Below are 23805 nucleotides of genomic sequence, written 5' to 3'. Positions count from 1 at the left end.
TTGTCTAAGCGCTTAGGCCACTCGTCACCAGAGATTACGCTGAAGCACTACTCGCACTTGTGGGGCGGGCTGGATGCCGACATCGCAGAACAGATTGCGGGTAATATCACGATCAAGACAGCGGGTCAGAATCAGGTGCGGTTCGTGGGCAATCAGGCGGTGAAGTACGACCAATTAAGCCCCGCCAAACTCCCCGCCAAAATGCTGACTGAGGCATAGAAAATCAGTGATGACACGGGTTAGCGCCGCCGAAGATACGCTTGAATGGAACGGTTATCCATTGGTAGCTCATCCTCTCTTCTATATAGAAGAAGACCGTCCAGTAGTGGTTATCTGGGAGACCCTGCTGTATCTAGTTGTCTATGGCAATACTTCAAACGTCAGTCCCATGATGTCTTCAAGTGACTTGATGGTGCAGGTACCATGCCGGTTCTTGTGCATTAGGAAGTGGATGGCCTCCGGCGTCTTGACGACCTTGGTCTCAACGCGGTCCAGCCATAAGAGGATCTGGCCGTGCTCGACGTCATGTGCTCCCCAGATGATGGAGATGATCCGGGCATCACCGATCTCGATGGCCGCGCGGAGCTAGGCATCAACAGCATCGACGAAGTTGTGGAAGTTATCATATTCAAAGCATATGTTACAGATGGACAACGTTTATGGCGTTGAAAATACTCGGAAAGGATGTATAATTGCTTGTGGAAGCGTATTCTAATTATTTTTTTGGGGGGTGTTTGTATGAGCGTAGATTCAGTAGAACACAGGCAGTTAGGTAATCAAATAGGCGGAAAGTCGGCATCTATTGCGGAAGTATTTGAAATGTTGCGTAAATACAAGGAACTTTTTCCGCAAATGACCGCAAATGATCAGAAAATATTTGAGGAAATGTTGAAACTTTTCCCGATTAGCGATGAAAATCTCAATATAGCAGGATCCAAAGCTGTACTAGACGTGTTTAATGAGCTAAATACTGTCAAAGAGGACTATGTAATTCCTGCAAAAGACTTTGAAATTAGCGATTTCCCGCGTAGCTCTGGAGATTCTCGGATTGAGATGGCCTTCAAATGCTGGGAACCGGACCATAAAGGGATTTTTGCAGAGGGCACGACAATTTATGACGCTCGAAAACAATATTTAGATAAGTCGTACAAGATGAATACCTTCGCAGAGGCACAAATTGAGGAAGGGAATACTTTATTAATTTTAGAAACACTTGAAAAGCTTCGTGGGATTACTCCGGACCGGGCATTTAAATTCAGGTTCCTGAGAAAGGGAAAGCAAGAAGACGGCAAGCTTCTTTTGAGATCTGTAGTGGGTGATCAGTCGTATAAAAACTATGACAATTGTGAAGTTCTATTTTTGGCTTTGATGGGTGCATACCAATATGCTAAAGAACAGCATGTAAACTTCTATGTTAGCTCGCTGGACGTCACAGATTCTAAAATGGATCTACTGCTATTATCGCAAGACACAACCGAATTAGAGGGTGGCGTGCACGCGCAAGTAGGACTTGCAATTCGTAACAGTGAGATTGCAGACGGTAGTGCCAATTTTGAGTTGTTATATAAACTCGATTACCGGGAGTCAACTGTCACGCTATCTGATTCATCTGTGTTCACGATTAACCATGGGTGGCGGCTGGAGACAATTGCGGAAAGGCTAAAAAATCTTAGCAGGCTTCATGAAGCCTCTAATCAAGTCTTCCTGGCTGTGAATGCGGCAAAGCTTTACGAGCCTGCGAGCGATGCCTCGTTAGCCAAAATTTTCAATCCTTTACTCAGATCAAAGTCAATTCTTACAGAAAAGACGCGTGAAGAGGTTGTTAAATTGCGCACGGAGGCTGAAACTGCCGACCAAGTTGAGACATTGCTTATACTGTTCTCTAAATTGGAGGATCTGGCAGCGGCGACCAACAATCAAGAAGTGATTTGGACAATCAGGGAAGCTTTGAGTAAGTATATTCGTAATCGATAGTGATATGAGGGGGGCGTTTGTCAGAGTGCGTGAGCCATTGAGTGACTCATATTGAGTATACGAGCAGTAATTGTTCGAGGTTTTCTAAAAACCAGCATCTATTATCAAGAGGTGGATTGCTGGTTTTTCGCATGTCGAATAAATATAAATGTTAGTTATAAATAGTTTGTTGAGGCAACTAGGGTTGTTGAAGATGTGTAAATTGTTGCAATGTTTAGCTGACAGGGATCTTACACGTCAACGCGTACAATTGACCGTCTGTTTTGCATTACAATCCCCGGCAGAGTATCATCAATTTGATCATATTAGTAAATTCGTTTACCTGCTCTAAATGTGCCAATACGTCGCTCCGTCCTAACAGAGCACTGGCGAACTCTTATTTTCGTGACAAATAAGAATTCCGTTCATGTGCAGTTGCTGGTCATTTACTACAAAGGATAAGGAGGCCCACGATGTCTATTTCAACTTATCAACGCGAAATCACCCCTGGCGCATCAGACGCATATCTCCGCCGACTTTCACGCTCTGGCAAACAAGTCGATCTAGCGCCGCTAACACGCGTCGACATCGTGTTTGAAAATGTCGAGGTGGTCAGTTTGCGGCCTGATGCGATCAAGGAATTGTGGGTTGACGGACAGCGTGCGGATGACTTCTATTTGCGGTTACCGGCGACTGAGGCCAGCGTGTTAGAAGCGCATACCTTCGAACAGCCAAGGCTGGCAGAACCCGGGATTCAGCGGCTACAGAATTTTCAAGATATCACGGCCATCGAGTTGTATCGTGGTGAGAACCGGCAGGTCTTTCCAGTGGCATGGTCAGTGATTTCACCGTCTGATCAGGAAAATTTTGCGCAGCATTATGCGCATGTGGACGATGACCTCGTGTTGTGCGCATACTTGCCGCAGCAGTATTCAATGGCTGAGGTGGTGCACGCTGCGAACGACCGTGAGAATCGGATGGCGCTGATCGGCACGCTGAATGACACAAGTGACAAGTTGCATGGACACGCAGCGGAATTTGTCGATGAGGTGCTGGCAGAGCTGCGCAGTTTTGAGGGGTTGGCGGAGTTTAAGGATTGGCACTTGGTCGTTCGCTATGACCCTGACACCGACGAAGAGGGGATGCAGTGGCATTCGGTGTACCGTGTTGCAGGCGATGCTGAAGATTACAGTGGTGTCGATTTGCTGAGTTATTCAGAGCTGATGGGGATGGATGTCACGATTGAGGGGCCAGATTTTTGGACTGGATTTGCGGACCTACTGTGGTGGCTGACATATGAAGGGACGGAAGCTAACCAACGGGAGGCAGGGATTGCACGCTTTTTGGCTGAGTTACGCGCTGGTGAAGAAGAAGCTGCTGACTTTGACGCGGCAACTGCAAAAATGAAGCGCTTCTTAGATTGGTATGCCCAAAGCCACGCAGGCGACAGCGATGTAGCTGAAGTGGTTGCGCAGTATCAACCGTTGACTGGCGGAGTGGTCGAGTACCTGGCAGATGACTCTGAAAGTACGGTGGTTCATGTGATGGTGCAAGACGAGAAGCTACTGGCTGCGTTCATGCGCGAGCACGGGGATGAATACGCGACGTTTGAGGATCTTGGCGAATAAAGCGCTAGACCCGGCAAATGTGCTTTGGTGGCGCGTGTGGTTACTGGTCTTAATTTGACCGTAAAGATTGTGGCAAAGCGCCTAACGCGCGGCACTTTGGCGTAGATCGTCGGTGCCGGTGCGATGGTCGTGGAGGCACAAAAACGGCTGGCCAGAGACTTGATTTGAGGCGCGGGTGTTTCAGGGAAGGGGGGAGGCGCTTTGCGGCTATGGACGATCCAGCCAGAACCTTTGTACGACCAGCTGCGGCAGGAAGGCGTCATTTATGCGGAATTTGCCAGGTCACCATACGCGGACTGGGATGATTTTCATCAAGCGTATGACTGGCTGGTTGCGCAAATGCGTATGCGCGTCGGCGCGCCGCCTGCTGGGGTGACCTATCTGATTTGGGCGTGGCACACGTTGAATTGGCAACACAAGAAACCGGACTTGCGGGCAGCCGAGTTTAGAAACTATTCAGATCCGAGCGTGTGCTTGGAGCTTGAACTGCCGGACAGTCAGGTATTACTAAGCGACCAGGAAAACTGGCACGCGGTGCTGAACCAGTGGTACGTGGGTGATGCTAAGAACGAGGCTGTGATGACGGCGGAGGATGCATGGCTGGATGCCCGTTCGGTGGAAGAGGCCTTGGCGTTGAAGCAAAGGTCATGGACGAGAATTTTTTGTGTCACGCCCTTTGATGATGCGTGGCAACGGCGGGGATGTTACGTTCAGGCGACGTTTTGGGCGTTGCGCTTGGCGGATGTGCGGACGGTTAGACGGTTCCATTGGTCGCCACTGCGGCATTGACCGAGTGTTTGGCTGGCAGTGTCAGGATCAAATGTGGCCGCTTCAGTAGGTGGTGACACCTGGCGGCCACGCTCGCATCAGCCATTGGCACGCCTCAGTGTTGCGCCCGATAATACGCCATTTTCTCCTGGAAGGTCTTCTCCGTCACGCCGTAAGCGGTGTAGGTGATCGCATTGGCCCCAGCCGCGATGGTGGCCTGGATGTGGGCATCGGTTTTGCCGCCTGACGCAATGATCGGGAAGTTGGGCACCGTGTCGTCCAGCGACTCGCGGATCCATCGCACAAGGGCCGCGGTTTGGCTCCCACCGGCCACGTTGAGCGCGCTGACGCCGGCTGCAATGTAGGCGTTAAGGTCCGGGGCCTGATTGACCACGGTGTAAAAAATCGGCACATCGACGATTGCCCGAATATTCTGAATGGTTTCGAGGCTCGCCGGCGCGTTGACCACCACGCTTTGAGCGCCGTTTTCCTCAGCAAAGCGGGCAACGGTCGCCGAGCGCAGCCCCTTGGTGAGCCCACCGCCGACACCGGCGAGGATCGGTACGTTGGCGACACGGCTGATCGCATCGAGTATCCGGGTGTTCGGCGTCCACGGGTACACGGCCAAGATGGCATCCGCATCGCAGTTCGCAATGGCGGCCACGTCAGTGGAATACACGATGGACTTGATCCGTTTGCCAAACAATTTGATCCCCGAGGCGCCGCGAATCGCAGGGGGCGAGGTCACGATGCTGTTGCGGAGTTCGGACGTTAAATTGGGAATCTCCCGGTTGATAGTCATAAGCGTTTACCTCCTTGAGTTGATACGAACTGGCAACCGCCAAGCTGGAGCAGTTGAGGGTCGCGTCTATATTGTTAAAACTATCATAGGGGGCAGTGGGGCTCAAGCATTGGCACTGGCACATGACGTGGCAGTATTGGTCACGACTGAATCACCAGGCGGTAGGCAACAGATACCGCCTTTTTGCGCAGGTGCATGCATGGTCGTTGCATGCGTTTGCACAGATTCAGTCTTGGTCACGCTTGCCCGTTCTGCGAGGGGCGTACGAAAACGCGTGACTTGACGCGTTTTAAGAAAAACGACACACGGAAAATTTTTGCATCGGATGCGGCCCCAAATTGCGGCTGATGAGCTGCGCCGCGCTATTCGGGCATTCGGGGCCAGCGCCGCGTCATTTTTTGGATTGGTCGAGTGCCTTTTTCCTTGAAATTCAGTGTGTCGCCCGATTTGGGCCGGCCCGCGCGAATTGTAGCGTGATTGACGGGAGCGCCGCAAAATTGAGAAAACGCACCAAGTGTGAGACGCCGGTGTCGTTGCCCCCGCAGCATGACGCCATCGATGCGCTGTTCGACCGGATGCAACAAGGCGAGATGATGCCGCCACGCTCGCAACAGGCCGTTGACGCGGGGTTGGTGGCCCATGCCTTCAGTGACAAGGACGTGGATCCGGCGCATTACCGTTATTACCACTGGGTGCGCGACCACTGTGCGGCTTTATCAGGGACGCGGGAGCTGTCGGCACAATTGATCGGCATGGCGTTCGTCAGTGCTAACGTTTTCGCAACATCGCTGCCCCAACCCCTGACGCTGAACCCTTGGCAGGTGCCTGCGATGGGCGACTGGCCGTTGGCGGCGAACCGTGCCGTGGTTATCGAAAATAATGGGGTGTTCATCTGGCTTCATCATCGGCACCCTGACTGGCCGCTGATCGCGCAGGGCGGCAACGATTTTCAACCAGCCTACCTGACGCTGATGCAACGCCTCGTCGCGCGAGGCTTGCAGGTGACCTACCTCGGCGACCTCGATGCAACCGGAATTCGCATCGCGGATACGCTGAAGGCGGCCCTGCCGGATTCAGCGCAGCTCCTTGTTTTACAGACTCCGCCCCGCGTGATGGGGTGGTTGAGTCTCAAAGGAAAGCGCGATGACAAGCGCACGCAGGCACTGCGGATTGCGGATCCGACGTTGCAGACGGAGATGGATAGCATTGCGGTGCTGGGGCGGTTTGTGGAACAGGAACAGCTGATTGGGGAGTACGAAGCATTGATCGCGGCGTGGCTGATGGAACAATGGTGAGCTGACGGGTGTCTTACCGTAAAAAATGAGTAGTTGAGCGCTTGGTTTGGGTGAGTAGCCTGGGCTAAATTGTTTTTAACAACTTAGGAATTGGTATCATAACGAATGTTTCGAATTGTAAATTAATGTTGATAAATGAGCACTTAAGTGAATTTGGTTTAAACGAAACAATATCTGCTTGATATAGTAAGCGCTTACGTACATAATGCAGATATGGAGGGGTCCTTATGTACGCCGAAGATGATTACTTAATGATTTCAGGTATTCAACACTTTCTCTTCTGTCGCCGTCAATGGGCACTTATTCATATCGAGCACCAATGGGAAGAAAATACGCTCACTTATGATGGTCGTGCTAAACATACGCGAGCTGATACACCAAGCTTACGAGAGAAGCGAAAGGACAAGCTACTGGTCCACGCAATGAGAGTTCACTCCTCGGAGTTAGGAATTTACGGTGTTTGTGATGCTGTTGAATTCACGGAATCTAATGACGGAATGAGATTAGTTGGAAGATCTAAACGATATAGACCGGAAATTATCGAGTACAAACACGGCCATCAGAAACGGGATCTATCTGACACCTACCAGTTACTGGCAGAAACCCTTTGTCTAGAGGAAATGCTCGGAGGACGAATTGATTTCGGAAGCTTATATTATTTCGAGACGAATCAGCGGGTCACGATTGAGTTTACCGAGGCAATGCGTCAGGATCTTCTTGATCGACTTCAGGAGATGCGTCGGTTATGGAAGCGTCAATATACACCAAAGGTGAAGACGGGTCCATGGTGCAAACGGTGTTCGCTTCAGGAAATTTGTCTGCCTGCTTTGATGAAAGAATCTTCTGTGGCAGCATACATTGAAGGACGGCTGGATGAATGAAAAAGATTCTCACAACATTATATGTGACTAACCCCAAAGCGTATCTTAAGTTGGATGGCGGCAATATTGTGGTGACCAGTAACCACGAAACAGTGGCTAAACTACCGCTAATCAGTTTCGAGGGCATTGTTACCTTCGGCTATCCAGGGGCTAGCCCTGGACTAATGCGATATTGTCTTGAACATAATGTTGCGCTGAGCTTTCTGTCAGAGACAGGTCAATTTTGTGGCCGTTTGACAGGGGAGCTGAATGGTAATGTGCTTTTAAGGCGAGCGCAGTATCGTGTCGCCGACAGTGAGACTGAGGCATTGCAGTTGGCCAAAGCATTTTTGATTGGCAAGCTTTTTAATCAGCGCTGGGTTTTAGCTAGAGCAAAGCGCGATCATAGCCTGGTAGTAAGCGCGACGCAGCTTGACGCTGCAATTCAGCAGCTACGGGAAGGCCTTCAAGCGTTAAAAAAAGTAAACGATGCGACAACGCTCCGCGGAATCGAGGGGAATACTGCGAGAGCTTATTTCAGCGTTTTTGGTGAGCTGATCTTACAGCAGCAATCAGAATTCTCGTTTTCTGATCGCAGCCGTCGGCCACCGCTTGACCGAACCAATGCTTTGTTATCGTATGCCTATACGTTATTAGCGCATGACTGTGCAGCCGCCTTAGAGGCAGTTGGACTAGACGCTTACGTGGGATTTTTGCACACAGATCGACCGGGTCGAACATCTCTCGCACTTGATTTGATGGAAGAGCTCCGCAGTGTCTTTGCGGATCGTTTTGTGCTAACTCTGATCAATAAGCGAATGGTCCGTAAGCGCGACTTTATGAGTCAGGAAGACGGTGCCGTGCTGTTGACGGAGCAAGGGAGACGAACTGTCCTAGCAGCTTGGCAGGATCGGCGAAGTGAACAGTTAGTTCACCCATTTTTGAAAGAAAAGATTCAATGGGGACTGGTTCCTCACGTTCAGGCGCTATTGTTGGCGCGTTATCTGCGCGGGGATATCGATGCGTACCCACCGTTTCTTTGGAAGTAGGAGGTCGCTATGATTGTGGTTGTTTATGATATTGCAATTACGTCACCGAAGGGTTCGCGGCGTTTGGCTCGCGTTGCGAAGCTTTGTGGGCGTTACGGTCAACGGGTACAGAATTCGGTTTTTGAATGTTTGATTGATAATTTGCAGTTCCACCAATTGCAACACGAGATGCTTGCAATCATCGATCCGGACTTAGATTCGGTTCGTTATTATCAGTTGGGGAAGCAATATGCGAACAAAATCAGACACGTTGGCACCCGCGAGGTTGAACCGCTGGATCATGCAATAATTCTTTGAGGAACTGCTGACAAGCTGATATGATTGGGGGGTAGTTGATGAGACTATTACTGAAAGATCAGTACGTCGTGGGACGTGAATTGAAAAATATGGGTGTAAAATTGCAGTCAAGAGCCAGAATACAGAGTTCTGGTGTACTCTTAATTTAAATTTTCATATGTGTGTATAATTTTTGAAGAAAATAGATTTTGGCGTTATACTCTACTTATGGGCTAGAAGTTTCTTAGGCCGGGACGGCTGTTAGCTAGAAAGCGTTGTTTGGAGGTGACTTTACTGTGTCGAGTGAGAATGTATTAACGTTCCAGGTTTGGGGCCCTAATGCCCTTTTTACTTCGGCTCTAACCAAGGGGACAGAGCGAATGAGTTTACCGATTCCAACGTATCAGTCGCTGATTGGAATCGTTGAGAGCGTTTACTGGAAGCCGACTATAGTCTACGTAATCGATGAAGTTCGTGTCATGCGTGAGATTCGAATTGAGTCGAAGGGGATTCGGCCTATTCAATTGGATGGGAGCCCGGATCTTGCTTATTATTCGTATCTGAAGGACCCGTGCTACCAGGTAAGAGCACACATCGAATGGAACATGCAACGACATGACTTGAGGCAGGATCGCAATATGAAAAAGCACATAGCTGTGTTTAATCGGGCCTTAGCTCGTGGCGGTCGGCGGGATATTTATCTTGGAACTAGAGAATGTGCCGCGTATGTTCGGCCGATCCACTTCGGTGAGCATGAGGGGTTTTATGATCACCGAGAGGAATCCATCCGTTATTTTGGCACAATGGTTCATGGTTTTAACTACCCTAGCGAAACTGGCCACAACGAGTTCTCGGTTCGACTCTGGAATCCGTCTATGGTGAACGGAATCATCAAATTTCCGCGGCCAGAGGCGGTTGAAGATGTTCAACTGATTCGTTTGGTTGATCCACCAATGCAGCCACGGCCGATTGAACAGCCGGTCGATACCTTGTTTCACGAGTTGTTGGGAGGCGATTAGAGTGACTATCTACCAAGAATTAGTGGCAACCTTCGACGAGAACGCAGACGAGGTAGGTCGCTTTGACAGCGCCGGGCAAACTTTGATGCCGTTAGCGCATGTCTCAGTAAAGGTTGATTACCAGATCAGCATCAATGAGGCGGGGAAGTTTGTAGGTGCGCGTGCGCTTGCTGATGATGAGCGCCTGACTGTGATTCCAGCCACAATCACTGCCGCAGGGCGGGCGAATAATGTGGCAGCATTTCCGTTGCATGACAAAATCAAATACGTTGCCGGTGACTTTGCACCTTATGCTGGTGATAAAGCCAAACGTGCGAGGGAATGCTACCTGGCCTATCAGCAGACGATCAAAGACTGGGCAGCAGATGTTGAGGCACCACCAATTGTTAAGGCTGTGGCGACCTATACTGCGGGTGCAACCGTCATGGTAGACTTATTAGCGCAATTTGATGATGCGAAAGCGATTAGTCGGATTGAAAAAGGTGAATCGTTCATCCGATTTGCTTTGGTCAGCTTAGACGTTAGCGAGGAAACTCCGTGGCGAGATAAACGCCTTTTTGAAGCGTGGCAAGCGTATTACTTACCTGTCATGAAGCGCACCTTGCCAGAAGCGATTGATTACTTGACTGGGAATTTGCAGCCTGAGGCACCGATGCTGGAAAAGAATATTTACCCAACAGCTAGCAGTGCTAAGCTGATTTCAGCGAATGATGGCAGTGGGTTTTCCTATCGGGGGATGTTTTTAGACACGGAATTTTATCACATTGGGCTGGAGTCTTCGCAGAAGATGACGCATGCACTGAAATGGTTGATTCAGCGGCAGGGTATAATGCTAGACTCTCGTGTGTTTCTAGTCTGGACTCGGGGCGGAGACGCACAGTCACAACCAGCGGCAGGCGTTTTTCGGCTGGTGTTCGAAGGACCGCGAGACCTTGCCGGACAAGAAGTCGCCACGGCCTATCATGATGCGTTGTTTAAACGGGTCAGGGCGTTACCTGAAGATCAGAGCGTGAACGTTTTATTTTTGGATGCCGCCACGACGGGACGAATGTCCGTTGTGTATTACGATTTGATGCAATCTGGCACGTTTCGAGCCAACCTGCTCCAGTGGAATCGGGGCGCGACGATTCAGTGCAGCTGGGGCGTCTTCACGCCTTCACTGAATCAGGTGATCGAATCCGCCTACTTAATCGGTGCCGGTGGCCAGCGGTACACGGCAATCCGGCGGCGAGCAACCAGTCGCTTGGCACTCGCAATCATTAATGGCCGGCCAGTACCAGATGATATCCGTCAAGCGATTTATCGCCGCATCAGTAAACCCGTGGGGTATACGAATGTGACGCGCGGCCAGAAAAAAGGGGCCGATGTTTGGACACAAGACGTGCTTGTCTATGATAGCTTGCTAAATTACAATTCACGGTTTCTGGATAAGGAGAAGATGGATATGTCGCTAAATGAACATGAACACGACCGCTCTTATGTGTTTGGTCGACTATTGGCTATCGCTGACTTCATTGAAACTCGCGCTCGGACGCTCCAAAGCCACACTAGCGGTGCTGGGACAACGCGGCTTACGACTGCATTACGTTTCTATGCCAGCTTTATCGCCCAACCCAGCACAACCTGGAATCGTATCGCAGCGGCAATGATGACGGCATACTTACCCAGAGTGACGGCTCAGTCTGAACGTGAACGGTATATGGGACACTGGCAACAGGCAACTGAGCAGTTTGAAGATAACGCCATGAAGAACGATGACCCACTGACCGGTAATGTGTTCAAGGGGTTCATGGATCAGCGAACGGCATTACAGCAGGAAGCGGCACAAATTTTTTCGGAACGGCAGGCCACGAAAGTAAATGGGGGTAAGGATCATGAGTAATGTTTTAGCACACAAAGTTGATTTTACAGTCGTCATTGGCGTTAAGAACGCGAATCCGAACGGGGATCCACTCGATAGTAACCGCCCACGCGTCAACTCGGATGGGCTCGGAGAAATCAGCGATGTGGCCATCAAACGTAAGATTCGCAATCGGTGGCAAGATATGAACTTGCCGGTGTTGGTTGAATCGCAAGACCGGATTCCCGTGGGAGAGCCAACTAATTTGCGTGATCGGCTTAAAGCGAGTGAGCAAGTTCAGAAGGTGTTGGCGGGTGTAACCAAGAAGCAACCAGTTGACCGATATGCGCTTATGGCCGCAGCTAACGCCAGTTGGATTGATGTCCGTGCGTTTGGTCAAGTCTTACCGTTCAAAAGTGGGAGTAACGATGGACTAGATGGGGTTTCAATTCCACTGCGCGGCCCAGTTAGCATTCAGGCCGCATATTCAACAGATCCAATCGTCATCCGCGAGGAACAAATTACTAAGTCAATTAACCTAGAGCCTGGTAGTGCCAAGGGAAGTGATACGATGGGCACCAAGGCCGTTGTGCCATTCGGCGTCTATGTTTTCAACGGAAGTATCAACATCGAGCTGGCGCAGAAGAGTGGCTTTACGCAGGAGGATGCCGCTGCGTTGAAAGAAGCATTGCGTACGCTGTTTGTTAACGATAGTTCTGCTGCCCGTCCGGAAGGCTCAATGGCGGTAATTAAGCTTATCTGGTGGGAACACGATTCTCAGCTTGGTCAATTAGCGCCGTATCTTGTCCATGGCGCAACTAAGGTTAAAAATCCAGTGGCAATTCAAAAGGGAGAGTTGTTTGCGGATGATCAAGGTCGTTATCAGGACGCTGACTTTACTAAGGTGGAAGTTAGCGTTGAAGACCCGAACATCGAAGGCCTACATGTGGAAGTGATCGATGGATTCTAAGCATCGATTCATCGGTCATACTGCGGGCGAAAAAAACGTTCGCGAGCAGGGCCTACGTGATCACCTCATCGCAACGGGGGAACTATCTGCACAATTTGGTGCGGCTGTTGGGCTTGAACACACGTGTCGGCTGGTTGGCCAGCTCCATGATGCAGGTAAATATTCGGCGCGTTTTCAAAAACATATCAAGGAAAACGACAACGCCCAAGTTAATCACGCCTTTGCAGGAGCACGGCTTCTGTTCGAGGAGTTACGTCAGAACCACTGGCTGACAGGGGACTTTGATGATCCTCAGGAATTGGCGGTGGTCACGTTGGCTGACATGATGGCGAATGCCATCATGGCGCACCATAATCCACTTGGCCCATACGATTTCTTGGATCCAATCAAAAATGTCGTAACGACGGAAGTTGATGATTTTGCACCTTACTTCCCGTTCTTTGCCAAAATGCAAGAACCGATGGCGGATTGGACTCCAGCAGAAATAGCGACCGCGTATTTCAGCGTCGGTGAAATGTCACACGCTGACTTTATTAACGAATGCATTGCTGTGGTTGCCGAAGCTCAGCGTATTGGTGCGGATGAACTGCTTGCAAATCAGCTGTATTACCAGCGCTTTATTGCATCCTGCCTCGTTGACGCCGATCATACTGATACGGCCAACTTTTCGATTAATCGTCCCAATCAAATTTTCACGAGTACTGAACGACTGTTGGAGTTGAATCAAATCAACGAAGCGAGTGTTGTGGCTCGGTCGAGTCAGGTGTGTGCAAACGAGGCTACCCGTCAGCTCAACCTGGATCGGCAACAGATGTCGAACTTGAGTGCCATTGCTGGAGATGGCGATTCAGGCCTCTATAGTCTTAGTGTTCCAACTGGCGGCGGAAAAACCTTTTCAAGTCTGAGATTCGCATTGCGCCAAGCACAAGCCCAGGGGATGAACCAAATCATTTACGTTGCCCCATATACGACGATTATTGAGCAAAATGCAAAGGCGATACGCGCTGCCTTGAACGTTGCAGATGATGATCTGACGACCGTTCTTGAGTATCACTCAAATGTTGTCGTGAACGATGATCAGATTTGTGAAGAGTATCGCTATACTCGAGATGCCTGGGATGCGCCGGTGGTTGTGACCACACAAGTTGCGTTTTTTGATGCAATTTTTGGTAGCGGCAGTCGCAACCTGCGGCATATGCATCGCTTGGCGCACAGCGTTATCATTATGGATGAAGTGCAGACGCTACCGATAAAAATGATTGCAATGCATAACGCGTTCGTTAACTGGGTGACCGCGCATGGTCGTGCAACTGTGCTGCTTTGCACGGCCACACAACCCGACCTAAGCGATAAGCGGCTGAGCCAGGGATTAACCACAGAGCCAATTGAAATCGTTCCAGATATTGAGCGAGTTAGTGAGACGTTTGCGCGAACGCGATTGGTGTCGCATCTGGATGAACAATGGACAATCGAACAACTCGATGACTTTATAACTCAGCAGCTGACTTGTGTTGATAGCGTTCTGGTTGTATTGAATACAAAGGGCGCAGTTAAGCGTGCCTATGAGCAGTTCACCCAAGAAGGCGTCCGAACTTTTCATCTGTCAACGGATATGTGTCCCGCTAATCGTCAGAAACGGTTTGATTGGATTCGGCGCGCGCTAGGACATCAGAACGAACAGAAAGTTGTCGTCTTTTCAACGCGATTAATTGAAGCCGGCGTCGATTTAAGCTTTCAGATGGCTATCCGATCTTTGGCTGGACTGGATAGTGTCGTTCAAACTGCGGGGCGTTGTAATCGTAATCACGAGATGCCAGTCGGGTTTGTTCATCTTGTTAGACTGGTGAGTTCAGCAGAACGTATGAGTAGTTTAAAGGAACTAACGGCGGGGCAGTCAGCCACACTCGCAGTTTGGAAGCTTAATCCCAGCGCTGAATTGCTGGCACCAAGTTGCATCAAGCAATTTTTTGCACGGTATTATGACGGTTTCGATCGCATGCAAACCATGCGTTACCCGTATGAAAAATCATTCTTGTTTGACTGGGGCCATCTCCTACCGCAAGGCCACTTGGTCAACAATGCGCGTTTTTCATCAGTCGCACGAGCCAAACCTGTACTGGGCACGCAAGGACCACTTGCGTCTTACGGTCTCGTTAGTGCAGCTTCTCAGTCGATTAGTCGCCATTTTCAAGTTATTGACAGTCCTACGACACCGGTGATTGTCGGTTACGATCCTAACGTTGACTTAGAGAATGGCGAAATAATCAGTCAAGATCATGCAGTCAGTGGTCTCGATATTATCACTGCGTTGTTATCGAAGGAAACCCCAGCGGATCATCTTTCCATTTTAATGAAGCAAGCGCAAGCCTTTACCGTGCAGGTATACAATTTAAGTAAGTTTAGTCAAATCGGTTATATTGAAACCTCAAAGCAGGGTGGGATATACTATACAATGAACTATGATCCGGAGATGGGAATCAGTGAAGATCTTCCGGTTCATGCCATGATACTTTGAGTTACTATATAAGTTGGCTGGTGCGAAACGATGTCGAACATAACATGCTCGGCAGATTCGCACCTTTTTTTACGATAGATTCGTTGTTTTTGTGGAGAAATTACCTTATTATTATGAGTGAAATGATTACTAGCCGCAATATCTAGGTTTAGGGAAGCCCTCTACACATTATGTTGCGGTCGCACTCTACGTGAGTGCGTGAATTGAAATAAGTCTTGGAGGCGAGCCCAGCGGGTCTATTGCGTCGCACTCTACGTGAGTGCGTGAATTGAAATTGTTACAGGTATTGAAGCTTCGAGATCAGCTGTGTCGCACTCTACGTGAGTGCGTGAATTGAAATTTGACCGTGCCACCGCTGTCAGTAGCGGCCTTGGTCGCACTCTACGTGAGTGCGTGAATTGAAATTCAAAAGGGGATATCCTCAGCTTTCCGACAGAGCTGTCGCACTCTACGTGAGTGCGTGAATTGAAATCAGAAAGATCGGCGTTGACAAGATCGGACTGGATGTCGCACTCTACGTGAGTGCGTGAATTGAAATTATCAGAAATTATCGAAGTCTGCCTGTGTTGCCGTCGCACTCTACGTGAGTGCGTGAATTGAAATGCAGACGCGGCTTCGACGTTACCGCACTTCCCGTCGCACTCTACGTGAGTGCGTGAATTGAAATTCCAAGCTTGGCATCTGGATCGAAGACGGTACCGTCGCACTCTACGTGAGTGCGTGAATTGAAATATCCAAGGATTAGGTTTGTCGACCGCTTTGGCGTCGCACTCTACGTGAGTGCGTGAATTGAAATATGCCTGCCTGAATCGGGTAACCGATATTGCCGTCGCACTCTACGTGAGTGCGTGAATTGAAATTCCATGTATCGGTTGATTACCTTCTTGGTAACAGTCGCACTCTACGTGAGTGCGTGAATTGAAATAAGAAGGCATCAGTGTCTTTGAGCTGACCGGAGGTCGCACTCTACGTGAGTGCGTGAATTGAAATTTGAGCTGGATGACATCAAACGCTTGGGGGCGTAAGGTCGCACTCTACGTGAGTGCGTGAATTGAAATATATACTACGCCGATGAGCGCTTTGATTTCGGGTCGCACTCTACGTGAGTGCGTGAATTGAAATACCCGGTACAACCACCTTGGTGAAGAAGTTGCGTCGCACTCTACGTGAGTGCGTGAATTGAAATTGGTCTCCGCCAAGGGTATGCACATTGTGCAGACCGTCGCACTCTACGTGAGTGCGTGAATTGAAATATATCGAACCCGGCGGTGGAAATGATAAACGTCGTCGCACTCTACGTGAGTGCGTGAATTGAAATAAATCAAGAACTGAAAGGAAGATTAAACATGAGTCGCACTCTACGTGAGTGCGTGAATTGAAATACCTATATTGCCGACCTAAGCGGTTCCCAAGGAGTCGCACTCTACGTGAGTGCGTGAATTGAAATGAGCTGCTGTGGAGGGCGTTACTAAGTTGATTGTCGCACTCTACGTGAGTGCGTGAATTGAAATATTGCCGCGCTCCGAAGCAATGCGTTTCTTGAGGTCGCACTCTACGTGAGTGCGTGAATTGAAATAATCCATTCGGGGTGCGTCATGAAAGCATCGTCGTCGCACTCTACGTGAGTGCGTGAATTGAAATAAACAAAAATCACGTTGCGGCTGTTTGGCAAGGTCGCACTCTACGTGAGTGCGTGAATTGAAATATCTTTCCCCGTGATAATCGAGGCGTTGCCCGGTCGCACTCTACGTGAGTGCGTGAATTGAAATCCGAACTGCTGGCAACTCCTATCGTCAAGAAGGGTCGCACTCTACGTGAGTGCGTGAATTGAAATTGTTCCGACCCGTCTTTACCGGGTTACAGCTACCGTCGCACTCTACGTGAGTGCGTGAATTGAAATATACGGAGGACTAATCATGGCAACATCAAGCGAGTCGCACTCTACGTGAGTGCGTGAATTGAAATGATTATGCGGGGGAATTCACCGAAACCATGCTGTCGCACTCTACGTGAGTGCGTGAATTGAAATGATTGTAGGCGTTTTGGTATCTTAAATGCGGCGTCGCACTCTACGTGAGTGCGTGAATTGAAATTTACAGGGATCAGGTAATTTCCCAACGTCATAGTCGCACTCTACGTGAGTGCGTGAATTGAAATACATAAAAAGCGACCCCTTTCCACGGAGGCCGCGTCGCACTCTACGTGAGTGCGTGAATTGAAATGATTGTGGCCGAAGCAGATGCACCAGCATAACGGTCGCACTCTACGTGAGTGCGTGAATTGAAATGATACACTCAATGGCACGCTTGACCCGAGTAACGAGTCGCACTCTACGTGAGTGCGTGAATTGAAATACGATTTCGCCGGTTCCCTCCACGCGCCAGACACGTCGCACTCTACGTGAGTGCGTGAATTGAAATCGCAGCTACAAAGCCCTAGGCGGAAATGGAACGGTCGCACTCTACGTGAGTGCGTGAATTGAAATTACAACAAATCACAGACTGATAGTAAAGACGCCGCGTCGCACTCTACGTGAGTGCGTGAATTGAAATTAAGTTATTGCCTGAAATCACCAAGCTGGTCGAGGTCGCACTCTACGTGAGTGCGTGAATTGAAATTACAAGTCGGATGGCACCAAGTGGGTGGGGCAAGTCGCACTCTACGTGAGTGCGTGAATTGAAATATCGATGCGGTCAACCTGTCCGCGCTGAAGACGGTCGCACTCTACGTGAGTGCGTGAATTGAAATCGGGAATTACCGCAGGCGCAACGCTCACATACGAGTCGCACTCTACGTGAGTGCGTGAATTGAAATTGCAAAGACCACACGGGAGGCGCGAGATGAGTAGTCGCACTCTACGTGAGTGCGTGAATTGAAATTTGTGCCAAATCAACTCCTCGCGCACGCTTAGCGTCGCACTCTACGTGAGTGCGTGAATTGAAATAACTTTGTTCATGATTTTCCTCCTATGCGGCCATGGTCGCACTCTACGTGAGTGCGTGAATTGAAATAGAAAGGCGTCGGTGTCTTTGAGCTGACCGGAGGTCGCACTCTACGTGAGTGCGTGAATTGAAATGATCGGCATGTTGGCTGTGCCAGTGTGACTGCGGGTCGCACTCTACGTGAGTGCGTGAATTGAAATTTGAGCTGGACCGCGCTGATGCTGGCAAACGGGTCGCACTCTACGTGAGTGCGTGAATTGAAATGTCCAGAAGTCGAGTTGATTGTCCACACGTTCGTCGCACTCTACGTGAGTGCGTGAATTGAAATGCTGGGCGTCCACGATGACGGTATGCTGGGACCGTCGCACTCTACGTGAGTGCGTGAATTGAAATCTGCACCGACCATCAGGACAGCCGCGCCGAATGTCGCACTCTACGTGAGTGCGTGAATTGAAATATGCTGCCGCCGCTGAGCTGCATAGTGAAATCCGTCGCACTCTACGTGAGTGCGTGAATTGAAATGCGGCATCGATAGCCTTTTGCGCCGCGTCTATGGTCGCACTCTACGTGAGTGCGTGAATTGAAATCGTGATTGTTTGCATCGACTGGAGTGTTCGTCCGTCGCACTCTACGTGAGTGCGTGAATTGAAATTGGAGCTACTGCGACACCACAGCCGTCAGGTATCGTCGCACTCTACGTGAGTGCGTGAATTGAAATTTTAACCTCCCCGCAGGTGAGATTATCTCTGTCGTCGCACTCTACGTGAGTGCGTGAATTGAAATAATCTGCTGGGTGTGGCCACGGCCGGTGGTATCGGGTCGCACTCTACGTGAGTGCGTGAATTGAAATTATCAGTCTCAACGCTGGCAACACAAGCGCGCCGTCGCACTCTACGTGAGTGCGTGAATTGAAATGACCACGACACCGGAAAGGTGCTAGGGCGTACGGTCGCACTCTACGTGAGTGCGTGAATTGAAATAAGCCCACGGCACGCCTTGCTCGTGCCTGTCGCGTCGCACTCTACGTGAGTGCGTGAATTGAAATAGCAGGTCGTGGACGAAGCGCAAGAAAAGGCTGTCGCACTCTACGTGAGTGCGTGAATTGAAATCAGTCCGAGGCGGCAATCAAGGACGCTGTGAAGTCGCACTCTACGTGAGTGCGTGAATTGAAATGACTCCCGGGGGCTGCATTGCCACGATGCCCCGGGTCGCACTCTACGTGAGTGCGTGAATTGAAATTACAAGAAAGGCACTGACTTACGACGGTTCCAGTCGCACTCTACGTGAGTGCGTGAATTGAAATACTAAAGTAGGCCATTCAGTTGGGTTTGACACCGTCGCACTCTACGTGAGTGCGTGAATTGAAATGGTTGGGAAGACGATGGATGGCTGACGATGAGGTCGCACTCTACGTGAGTGCGTGAATTGAAATCCAGACGAGCTACACAGCACCGACCCGCTGACGGTCGCACTCTACGTGAGTGCGTGAATTGAAATAGATACCCATCGTCACTCAAGTAGACGCTGGCCGTCGCACTCTACGTGAGTGCGTGAATTGAAATAATGATTGCGAACCAGAATTTGAATCCAAGATGTCGCACTCTACGTGAGTGCGTGAATTGAAATAACAACGCGTGGAAGTTAGCAAAGGCTGGCGCAGTCGCACTCTACGTGAGTGCGTGAATTGAAATCACTCTCTGAATCATCGACCAGGTAAGCGCAAAATCGTCGCACTCTACGTGAGTGCGTGAATTGAAATGATACTTCAAATCGCGTCAGCCCTTGGCTGTAGTAGTCGCACTCTACGTGAGTGCGTGAATTGAAATACTGCATACATCTTTCCTTCGTCTGTCATACTTGCGTCGCACTCTACGTGAGTGCGTGAATTGAAATGAGGAATTTGGTTATATTAAACAGCTCGCGATAGTCGCACTCTACGTGAGTGCGTGAATTGAAATATGGCTGACGTTGACAAGCACCAGCTTAACCGCGTCGCACTCTACGTGAGTGCGTGAATTGAAATTTTCCGCCGCCCATTGCTCCGCCAACCGAAGCGTCGCACTCTACGTGAGTGCGTGAATTGAAATAAGAATCATCCAGATCTTACAGTGGACGGTGTTGTCGCACTCTACGTGAGTGCGTGAATTGAAATAAGGAGACACTACCATAACCACCACTATCACCGTCGCACTCTACGTGAGTGCGTGAATTGAAATCCGAAATTTGGCACCGATGATTATGACCAACTGCCGTCGCACTCTACGTGAGTGCGTGAATTGAAATCGTTATACGACATGCACTTCGGCATCACCACGGTCGCACTCTACGTGAGTGCGTGAATTGAAATATGGTAGTAGCCTCCTAATGGCTTAAGTTTTGTAGTCGCACTCTACGTGAGTGCGTGAATTGAAATTTCCGCGGTGGCGAAGTCGTGGACGCTTATCTGGTCGCACTCTACGTGAGTGCGTGAATTGAAATAAGTTATCAAGGATCAATTAAACGGCGCCGCAATGTCGCACTCTACGTGAGTGCGTGAATTGAAATCACGTCTGCAATGCCAGCATCGGGTACCGTGTCGTCGCACTCTACGTGAGTGCGTGAATTGAAATATTCATTGGCCCGAAGCGGTTAGAGTTGCTCGTACCAGGTCGCACTCTACGTGAGTGCGTGAATTGAAATTAAAGTAATGAGTAGCATACAGCGACGCAATGGGTCGCACTCTACGTGAGTGCGTGAATTGAAATAATTCTAACCGTGCGTTGCAACGGCAGGCCTGCGTCGCACTCTACGTGAGTGCGTGAATTGAAATAGCGCTTGTTGCTTCTGGTGCGACATTGCCACAAGTCGCACTCTACGTGAGTGCGTGAATTGAAATAAAGAAAAATTGGAAGATCTAGAAAAATTGAACGTCGCACTCTACGTGAGTGCGTGAATTGAAATAACTCTGGATCATAGTAGCGCGAATCATCAGCGTCGCACTCTACGTGAGTGCGTGAATTGAAATCTAACTGTGAAGCCGTGATTATGTGTAGGCCGAGTCGCACTCTACGTGAGTGCGTGAATTGAAATTTTGGAGGAACTGATCGCATGTGCCAACAGAGTTGTCGCACTCTACGTGAGTGCGTGAATTGAAATTTGATCGCCTCGTCCATGCTGATACCGTCGCGGGTCGCACTCTACGTGAGTGCGTGAATTGAAATATCACACAGTTCCACCAGGTAGCGGCGGGCCGTGTCGCACTCTACGTGAGTGCGTGAATTGAAATAAGCAGGCCTACACGGACGAGACCAAGCGGCAGTCGCACTCTACGTGAGTGCGTGAATTGAAATAGTGAATCGAGCCGCTTCTCATCGCTGGCCAGCGCGTCGCACTCTACGTGAGTGCGTGAATTGAAATAAGTAGGCTTCTTCGGCCGCACTGCGTGGGTTGTCGCACTCTACGTGAGTGCGTGAATTGAAATATGTTAACCATGGCCGAGATTGAACAACTAGGGCGTCGCACTCTACGTGAGTGCGTGAATTGAAATGATGTGTCCAACATGATGTGATGCAAGTCTTTGGTCGCACTCTACGTGAGTGCGTGAATTGAAATTCGCAGTCCTGCAAGCCGTAGCGCTCGATCTCGGTCGCACTCTACGTGAGTGCGTGAATTGAAATCACTTAAGACACCGATAATCAGCTGACTCCAAATGTCGCACTCTACGTGAGTGCGTGAATTGAAATCAATCAAAAAGGCCGCCTCTGGCGAACCTAAATGTCGCACTCTACGTGAGTGCGTGAATTGAAATTTAGTGCAGCGATGGCAGACCCTGCAATTCGACCGGTCGCACTCTACGTGAGTGCGTGAATTGAAATAACGGTTTAACTAGCATATTCATGTAAGACTGTGGTCGCACTCTACGTGAGTGCGTGAATTGAAATGCCCTAAGCTGCGCTCACACAGATATTCGGTTGACCGTCGCACTCTACGTGAGTGCGTGAATTGAAATACAATCAGCAATGGCGATCGGGTTCTGGTTGTGGTCGCACTCTACGTGAGTGCGTGAATTGAAATCTCCTCAATCTGATAGCCGAGCAACCACGCTAGGTCGCACTCTACGTGAGTGCGTGAATTGAAATTAGGACGATTCGCGCGGTGGGTGCTTCGCGTCAACGTCGCACTCTACGTGAGTGCGTGAATTGAAATGTTTTGCACCTCACGGCGATCACGCCACTTGTCAGGTCGCACTCTACGTGAGTGCGTGAATTGAAATTCAACTGTCACCCGATGCCGATGCTGCTTAGCTGTCGCACTCTACGTGAGTGCGTGAATTGAAATTGTTCGGCTTACCAGCTTGGCATACCCTGCAACCGTCGCACTCTACGTGAGTGCGTGAATTGAAATCATAGACCAACGCGTCGTTGGGCTTAGTATCGTAGGTCGCACTCTACGTGAGTGCGTGAATTGAAATACAAGCCATCATTGTTGTACCCGATCCACCAAACGTCGCACTCTACGTGAGTGCGTGAATTGAAATATAGGTGTCTTTTGTATCAACGAGGCGCTGATCCGTCGCACTCTACGTGAGTGCGTGAATTGAAATTTGGAGATAACGCCATCTGCCGGAGTGCCAAGTGTCGCACTCTACGTGAGTGCGTGAATTGAAATAACTAATAAATCCATATACTACCCTCCAATCGGGTCGCACTCTACGTGAGTGCGTGAATTGAAATGTTGACAAGTCGAAGTGTTCATACAAGTACGCTGTCGCACTCTACGTGAGTGCGTGAATTGAAATAGACCAAAGTTTTTGACCCGTTTTTGTTTTAGGTCGCACTCTACGTGAGTGCGTGAATTGAAATATCAAGCGAATCGCCTTCAATGCTTGTATCGCCTGTCGCACTCTACGTGAGTGCGTGAATTGAAATACCACGATGTAGGATAACTCCGCCGGCACCGTGTCGCACTCTACGTGAGTGCGTGAATTGAAATATGCTTGTCCTCCTCAATCTGCACGTCCGGCCACGTCGCACTCTACGTGAGTGCGTGAATTGAAATACCTCCTTCCCGGATTCATTATCCGCCAAGAGGTCGCACTCTACGTGAGTGCGTGAATTGAAATATGCGGAAGGAGTTCCGCAGCATCGCTAAGGAGTCGCACTCTACGTGAGTGCGTGAATTGAAATTCGATGATAGACAGCGCGTAGGTCGCAATGTAAGTCGCACTCTACGTGAGTGCGTGAATTGAAATCACGCGCTGGGGTGACAGAAGGGATGTCTATCAGTCGCACTCTACGTGAGTGCGTGAATTGAAATTTGGATACCATATCGCGTGGCCATCTCCACTGACCGTCGCACTCTACGTGAGTGCGTGAATTGAAATCACTTTTCACCTTGAGCCGTCGTGGTCAATCGTGTCGCACTCTACGTGAGTGCGTGAATTGAAATAATTAATTTCCTCCTAGATTATTTGAATGCCTTGTCGCACTCTACGTGAGTGCGTGAATTGAAATGTATCAGCGATTAGATAACCCGCTGCGAAGCCGGTCGCACTCTACGTGAGTGCGTGAATTGAAATATCGGCTCCCCGGAATCAATAAGCATCAGTGTCGTCGCACTCTACGTGAGTGCGTGAATTGAAATGCTGACGCGGTGGCCACGAGCCATACCAGTATCCGTCGCACTCTACGTGAGTGCGTGAATTGAAATCTGACGACATCGCGAACCAAGACATTCGTGCAGTCGCACTCTACGTGAGTGCGTGAATTGAAATTGAACGCACGCCTGAAGATGGCGCGGGCGGCATTGTCGCACTCTACGTGAGTGCGTGAATTGAAATGATTGGTCGGCGCTACTTAGTTTTTTGTTGTGGGTCGCACTCTACGTGAGTGCGTGAATTGAAATAACAT

At 49.7% G+C, this 23805-nt stretch carries 13 protein-coding genes, 1 pseudogene and 1 CRISPR repeat array (1 of these 15 running past the window's edge); of the genes and pseudogenes, 13 read left to right on the top strand and 1 reads right to left on the bottom strand.

Annotated features, from left to right (window positions below; genetic code table 11):
* The 5 genes and pseudogenes from EKM88_RS09805 to EKM88_RS09790 form a co-directional block, all read left to right on the top strand.
* Positions 1-219, top strand: a pseudogene (locus EKM88_RS09805) (tyrosine-type recombinase/integrase); the annotation flags it as partial.
* Between the two features lie 294 nt (positions 220-513).
* Entirely contained in the window at positions 514-669 is a 156-nt protein-coding gene (locus EKM88_RS13340) for a hypothetical protein (protein ID WP_164512071.1), read from the top strand.
* A 69-nt stretch (positions 670-738) separates the two neighbouring features.
* The gene (locus EKM88_RS09800; RefSeq protein ID WP_125705672.1) at positions 739-1974 is read left to right on the top strand and encodes a hypothetical protein; all 1236 of its coding nucleotides are present in this window, start codon (positions 739-741) and stop codon (positions 1972-1974) included.
* A 452-nt stretch (positions 1975-2426) separates the two neighbouring features.
* A complete protein-coding gene (locus EKM88_RS09795) occupies positions 2427-3581 on the top strand; it encodes a hypothetical protein (RefSeq protein ID WP_125705670.1) in 1155 nt (384 codons plus the stop codon).
* A 201-nt stretch (positions 3582-3782) separates the two neighbouring features.
* The gene (locus EKM88_RS09790) at positions 3783-4370 is read left to right on the top strand and encodes a DUF3841 domain-containing protein (protein ID WP_125705668.1); all 588 of its coding nucleotides are present in this window, start codon (positions 3783-3785) and stop codon (positions 4368-4370) included.
* Positions 4371-4464: 94 nt separating this feature from the next.
* Here EKM88_RS09790 and EKM88_RS09785 read toward each other — a convergent pair whose 3' ends face one another.
* Positions 4465-5151: a beta/alpha barrel domain-containing protein gene (locus EKM88_RS09785; protein ID WP_125705666.1), complete on the bottom strand. Its 687-nt coding sequence runs from the start codon at positions 5149-5151 to the stop codon at positions 4465-4467.
* 497 nt (positions 5152-5648) lie between these two features.
* Between EKM88_RS09785 and EKM88_RS09780 the strand changes: the two genes are divergently transcribed.
* The 8 genes from EKM88_RS09780 (at position 5649) to EKM88_RS09745 (ending at position 14975) form a co-directional block, all read left to right on the top strand.
* A complete protein-coding gene (locus EKM88_RS09780; protein ID WP_225418466.1) occupies positions 5649-6446 on the top strand; it encodes a DUF2399 domain-containing protein in 798 nt (265 codons plus the stop codon).
* A 227-nt stretch (positions 6447-6673) separates the two neighbouring features.
* Positions 6674-7327, top strand: a complete 654-nt coding sequence (cas4, locus tag EKM88_RS09775; protein WP_125705664.1) for a CRISPR-associated protein Cas4 — start codon at positions 6674-6676, stop codon at positions 7325-7327.
* Positions 7324-8355, top strand: coding sequence for a type I-C CRISPR-associated endonuclease Cas1c (gene cas1c / locus EKM88_RS09770; protein WP_125705662.1), 1032 nt, complete (start codon positions 7324-7326; stop codon positions 8353-8355). Before cas4 ends, cas1c begins: the two co-directional genes overlap by 4 nt.
* Positions 8356-8364: 9 nt before the next feature.
* Positions 8365-8652: a CRISPR-associated endonuclease Cas2 gene (cas2, locus tag EKM88_RS09765; RefSeq protein ID WP_125705659.1), complete on the top strand. Its 288-nt coding sequence runs from the start codon at positions 8365-8367 to the stop codon at positions 8650-8652.
* Between the two features lie 275 nt (positions 8653-8927).
* Positions 8928-9650: a type I-C CRISPR-associated protein Cas5c gene (cas5c, locus tag EKM88_RS09760; protein WP_125705657.1), complete on the top strand. Its 723-nt coding sequence runs from the start codon at positions 8928-8930 to the stop codon at positions 9648-9650.
* 1 nt (position 9651) lies between these two features.
* Positions 9652-11532, top strand: a complete 1881-nt coding sequence (gene cas8c / locus EKM88_RS09755; RefSeq protein ID WP_164512070.1) for a type I-C CRISPR-associated protein Cas8c/Csd1 — start codon at positions 9652-9654, stop codon at positions 11530-11532.
* On the top strand, positions 11525-12460 hold the full coding sequence (cas7c, locus tag EKM88_RS09750) for a type I-C CRISPR-associated protein Cas7/Csd2 (RefSeq protein ID WP_164512069.1): 936 nt from the start codon (positions 11525-11527) through the stop codon (positions 12458-12460). Before cas8c ends, cas7c begins: the two co-directional genes overlap by 8 nt.
* Positions 12450-14975, top strand: coding sequence for a CRISPR-associated endonuclease Cas3'' (locus tag EKM88_RS09745; RefSeq protein WP_125705651.1), 2526 nt, complete (start codon positions 12450-12452; stop codon positions 14973-14975). Before cas7c ends, EKM88_RS09745 begins: the two co-directional genes overlap by 11 nt.
* A 178-nt stretch (positions 14976-15153) precedes the next feature.
* A CRISPR array of direct repeats spans positions 15154-23805; the repeat unit is 32 nt; unit sequence GTCGCACTCTACGTGAGTGCGTGAATTGAAAT; it runs 5998 nt beyond the window's last position.

This window comes from Lacticaseibacillus daqingensis (genome assembly GCF_003946115.1).
In the GTDB taxonomy this organism is placed as follows: domain Bacteria; phylum Bacillota; class Bacilli; order Lactobacillales; family Lactobacillaceae; genus Lacticaseibacillus; species Lacticaseibacillus daqingensis.
Note: the sequence above shows the minus strand (reverse complement) of the source record. Positions and strands in the feature narration are given on the sequence as shown.

Excerpts from the sequence above, each read along its gene's own strand:
- EKM88_RS09795 (WP_125705670.1), top strand. The coding sequence starts at position 2,427 with ATGTCTATTTCAACTTATCAACGCGAAATCACCCCTGGCGCATCAGAC.
- cas2 (WP_125705659.1), top strand. The coding sequence starts at position 8,365 with ATGATTGTGGTTGTTTATGATATTGCAATTACGTCACCGAAGGGTTCG.
- cas7c (WP_164512069.1), top strand. The coding sequence starts at position 11,525 with ATGAGTAATGTTTTAGCACACAAAGTTGATTTTACAGTCGTCATTGGC.
- EKM88_RS09785 (WP_125705666.1), bottom strand. The coding sequence starts at position 5,151 with ATGACTATCAACCGGGAGATTCCCAATTTAACGTCCGAACTCCGCAAC.
- EKM88_RS09745 (WP_125705651.1), top strand. The coding sequence starts at position 12,450 with ATGGATTCTAAGCATCGATTCATCGGTCATACTGCGGGCGAAAAAAAC.
- cas1c (WP_125705662.1), top strand. The coding sequence starts at position 7,324 with ATGAAAAAGATTCTCACAACATTATATGTGACTAACCCCAAAGCGTAT.
- EKM88_RS09800 (WP_125705672.1), top strand. The coding sequence starts at position 739 with ATGAGCGTAGATTCAGTAGAACACAGGCAGTTAGGTAATCAAATAGGC.
- cas4 (WP_125705664.1), top strand. The coding sequence starts at position 6,674 with ATGTACGCCGAAGATGATTACTTAATGATTTCAGGTATTCAACACTTT.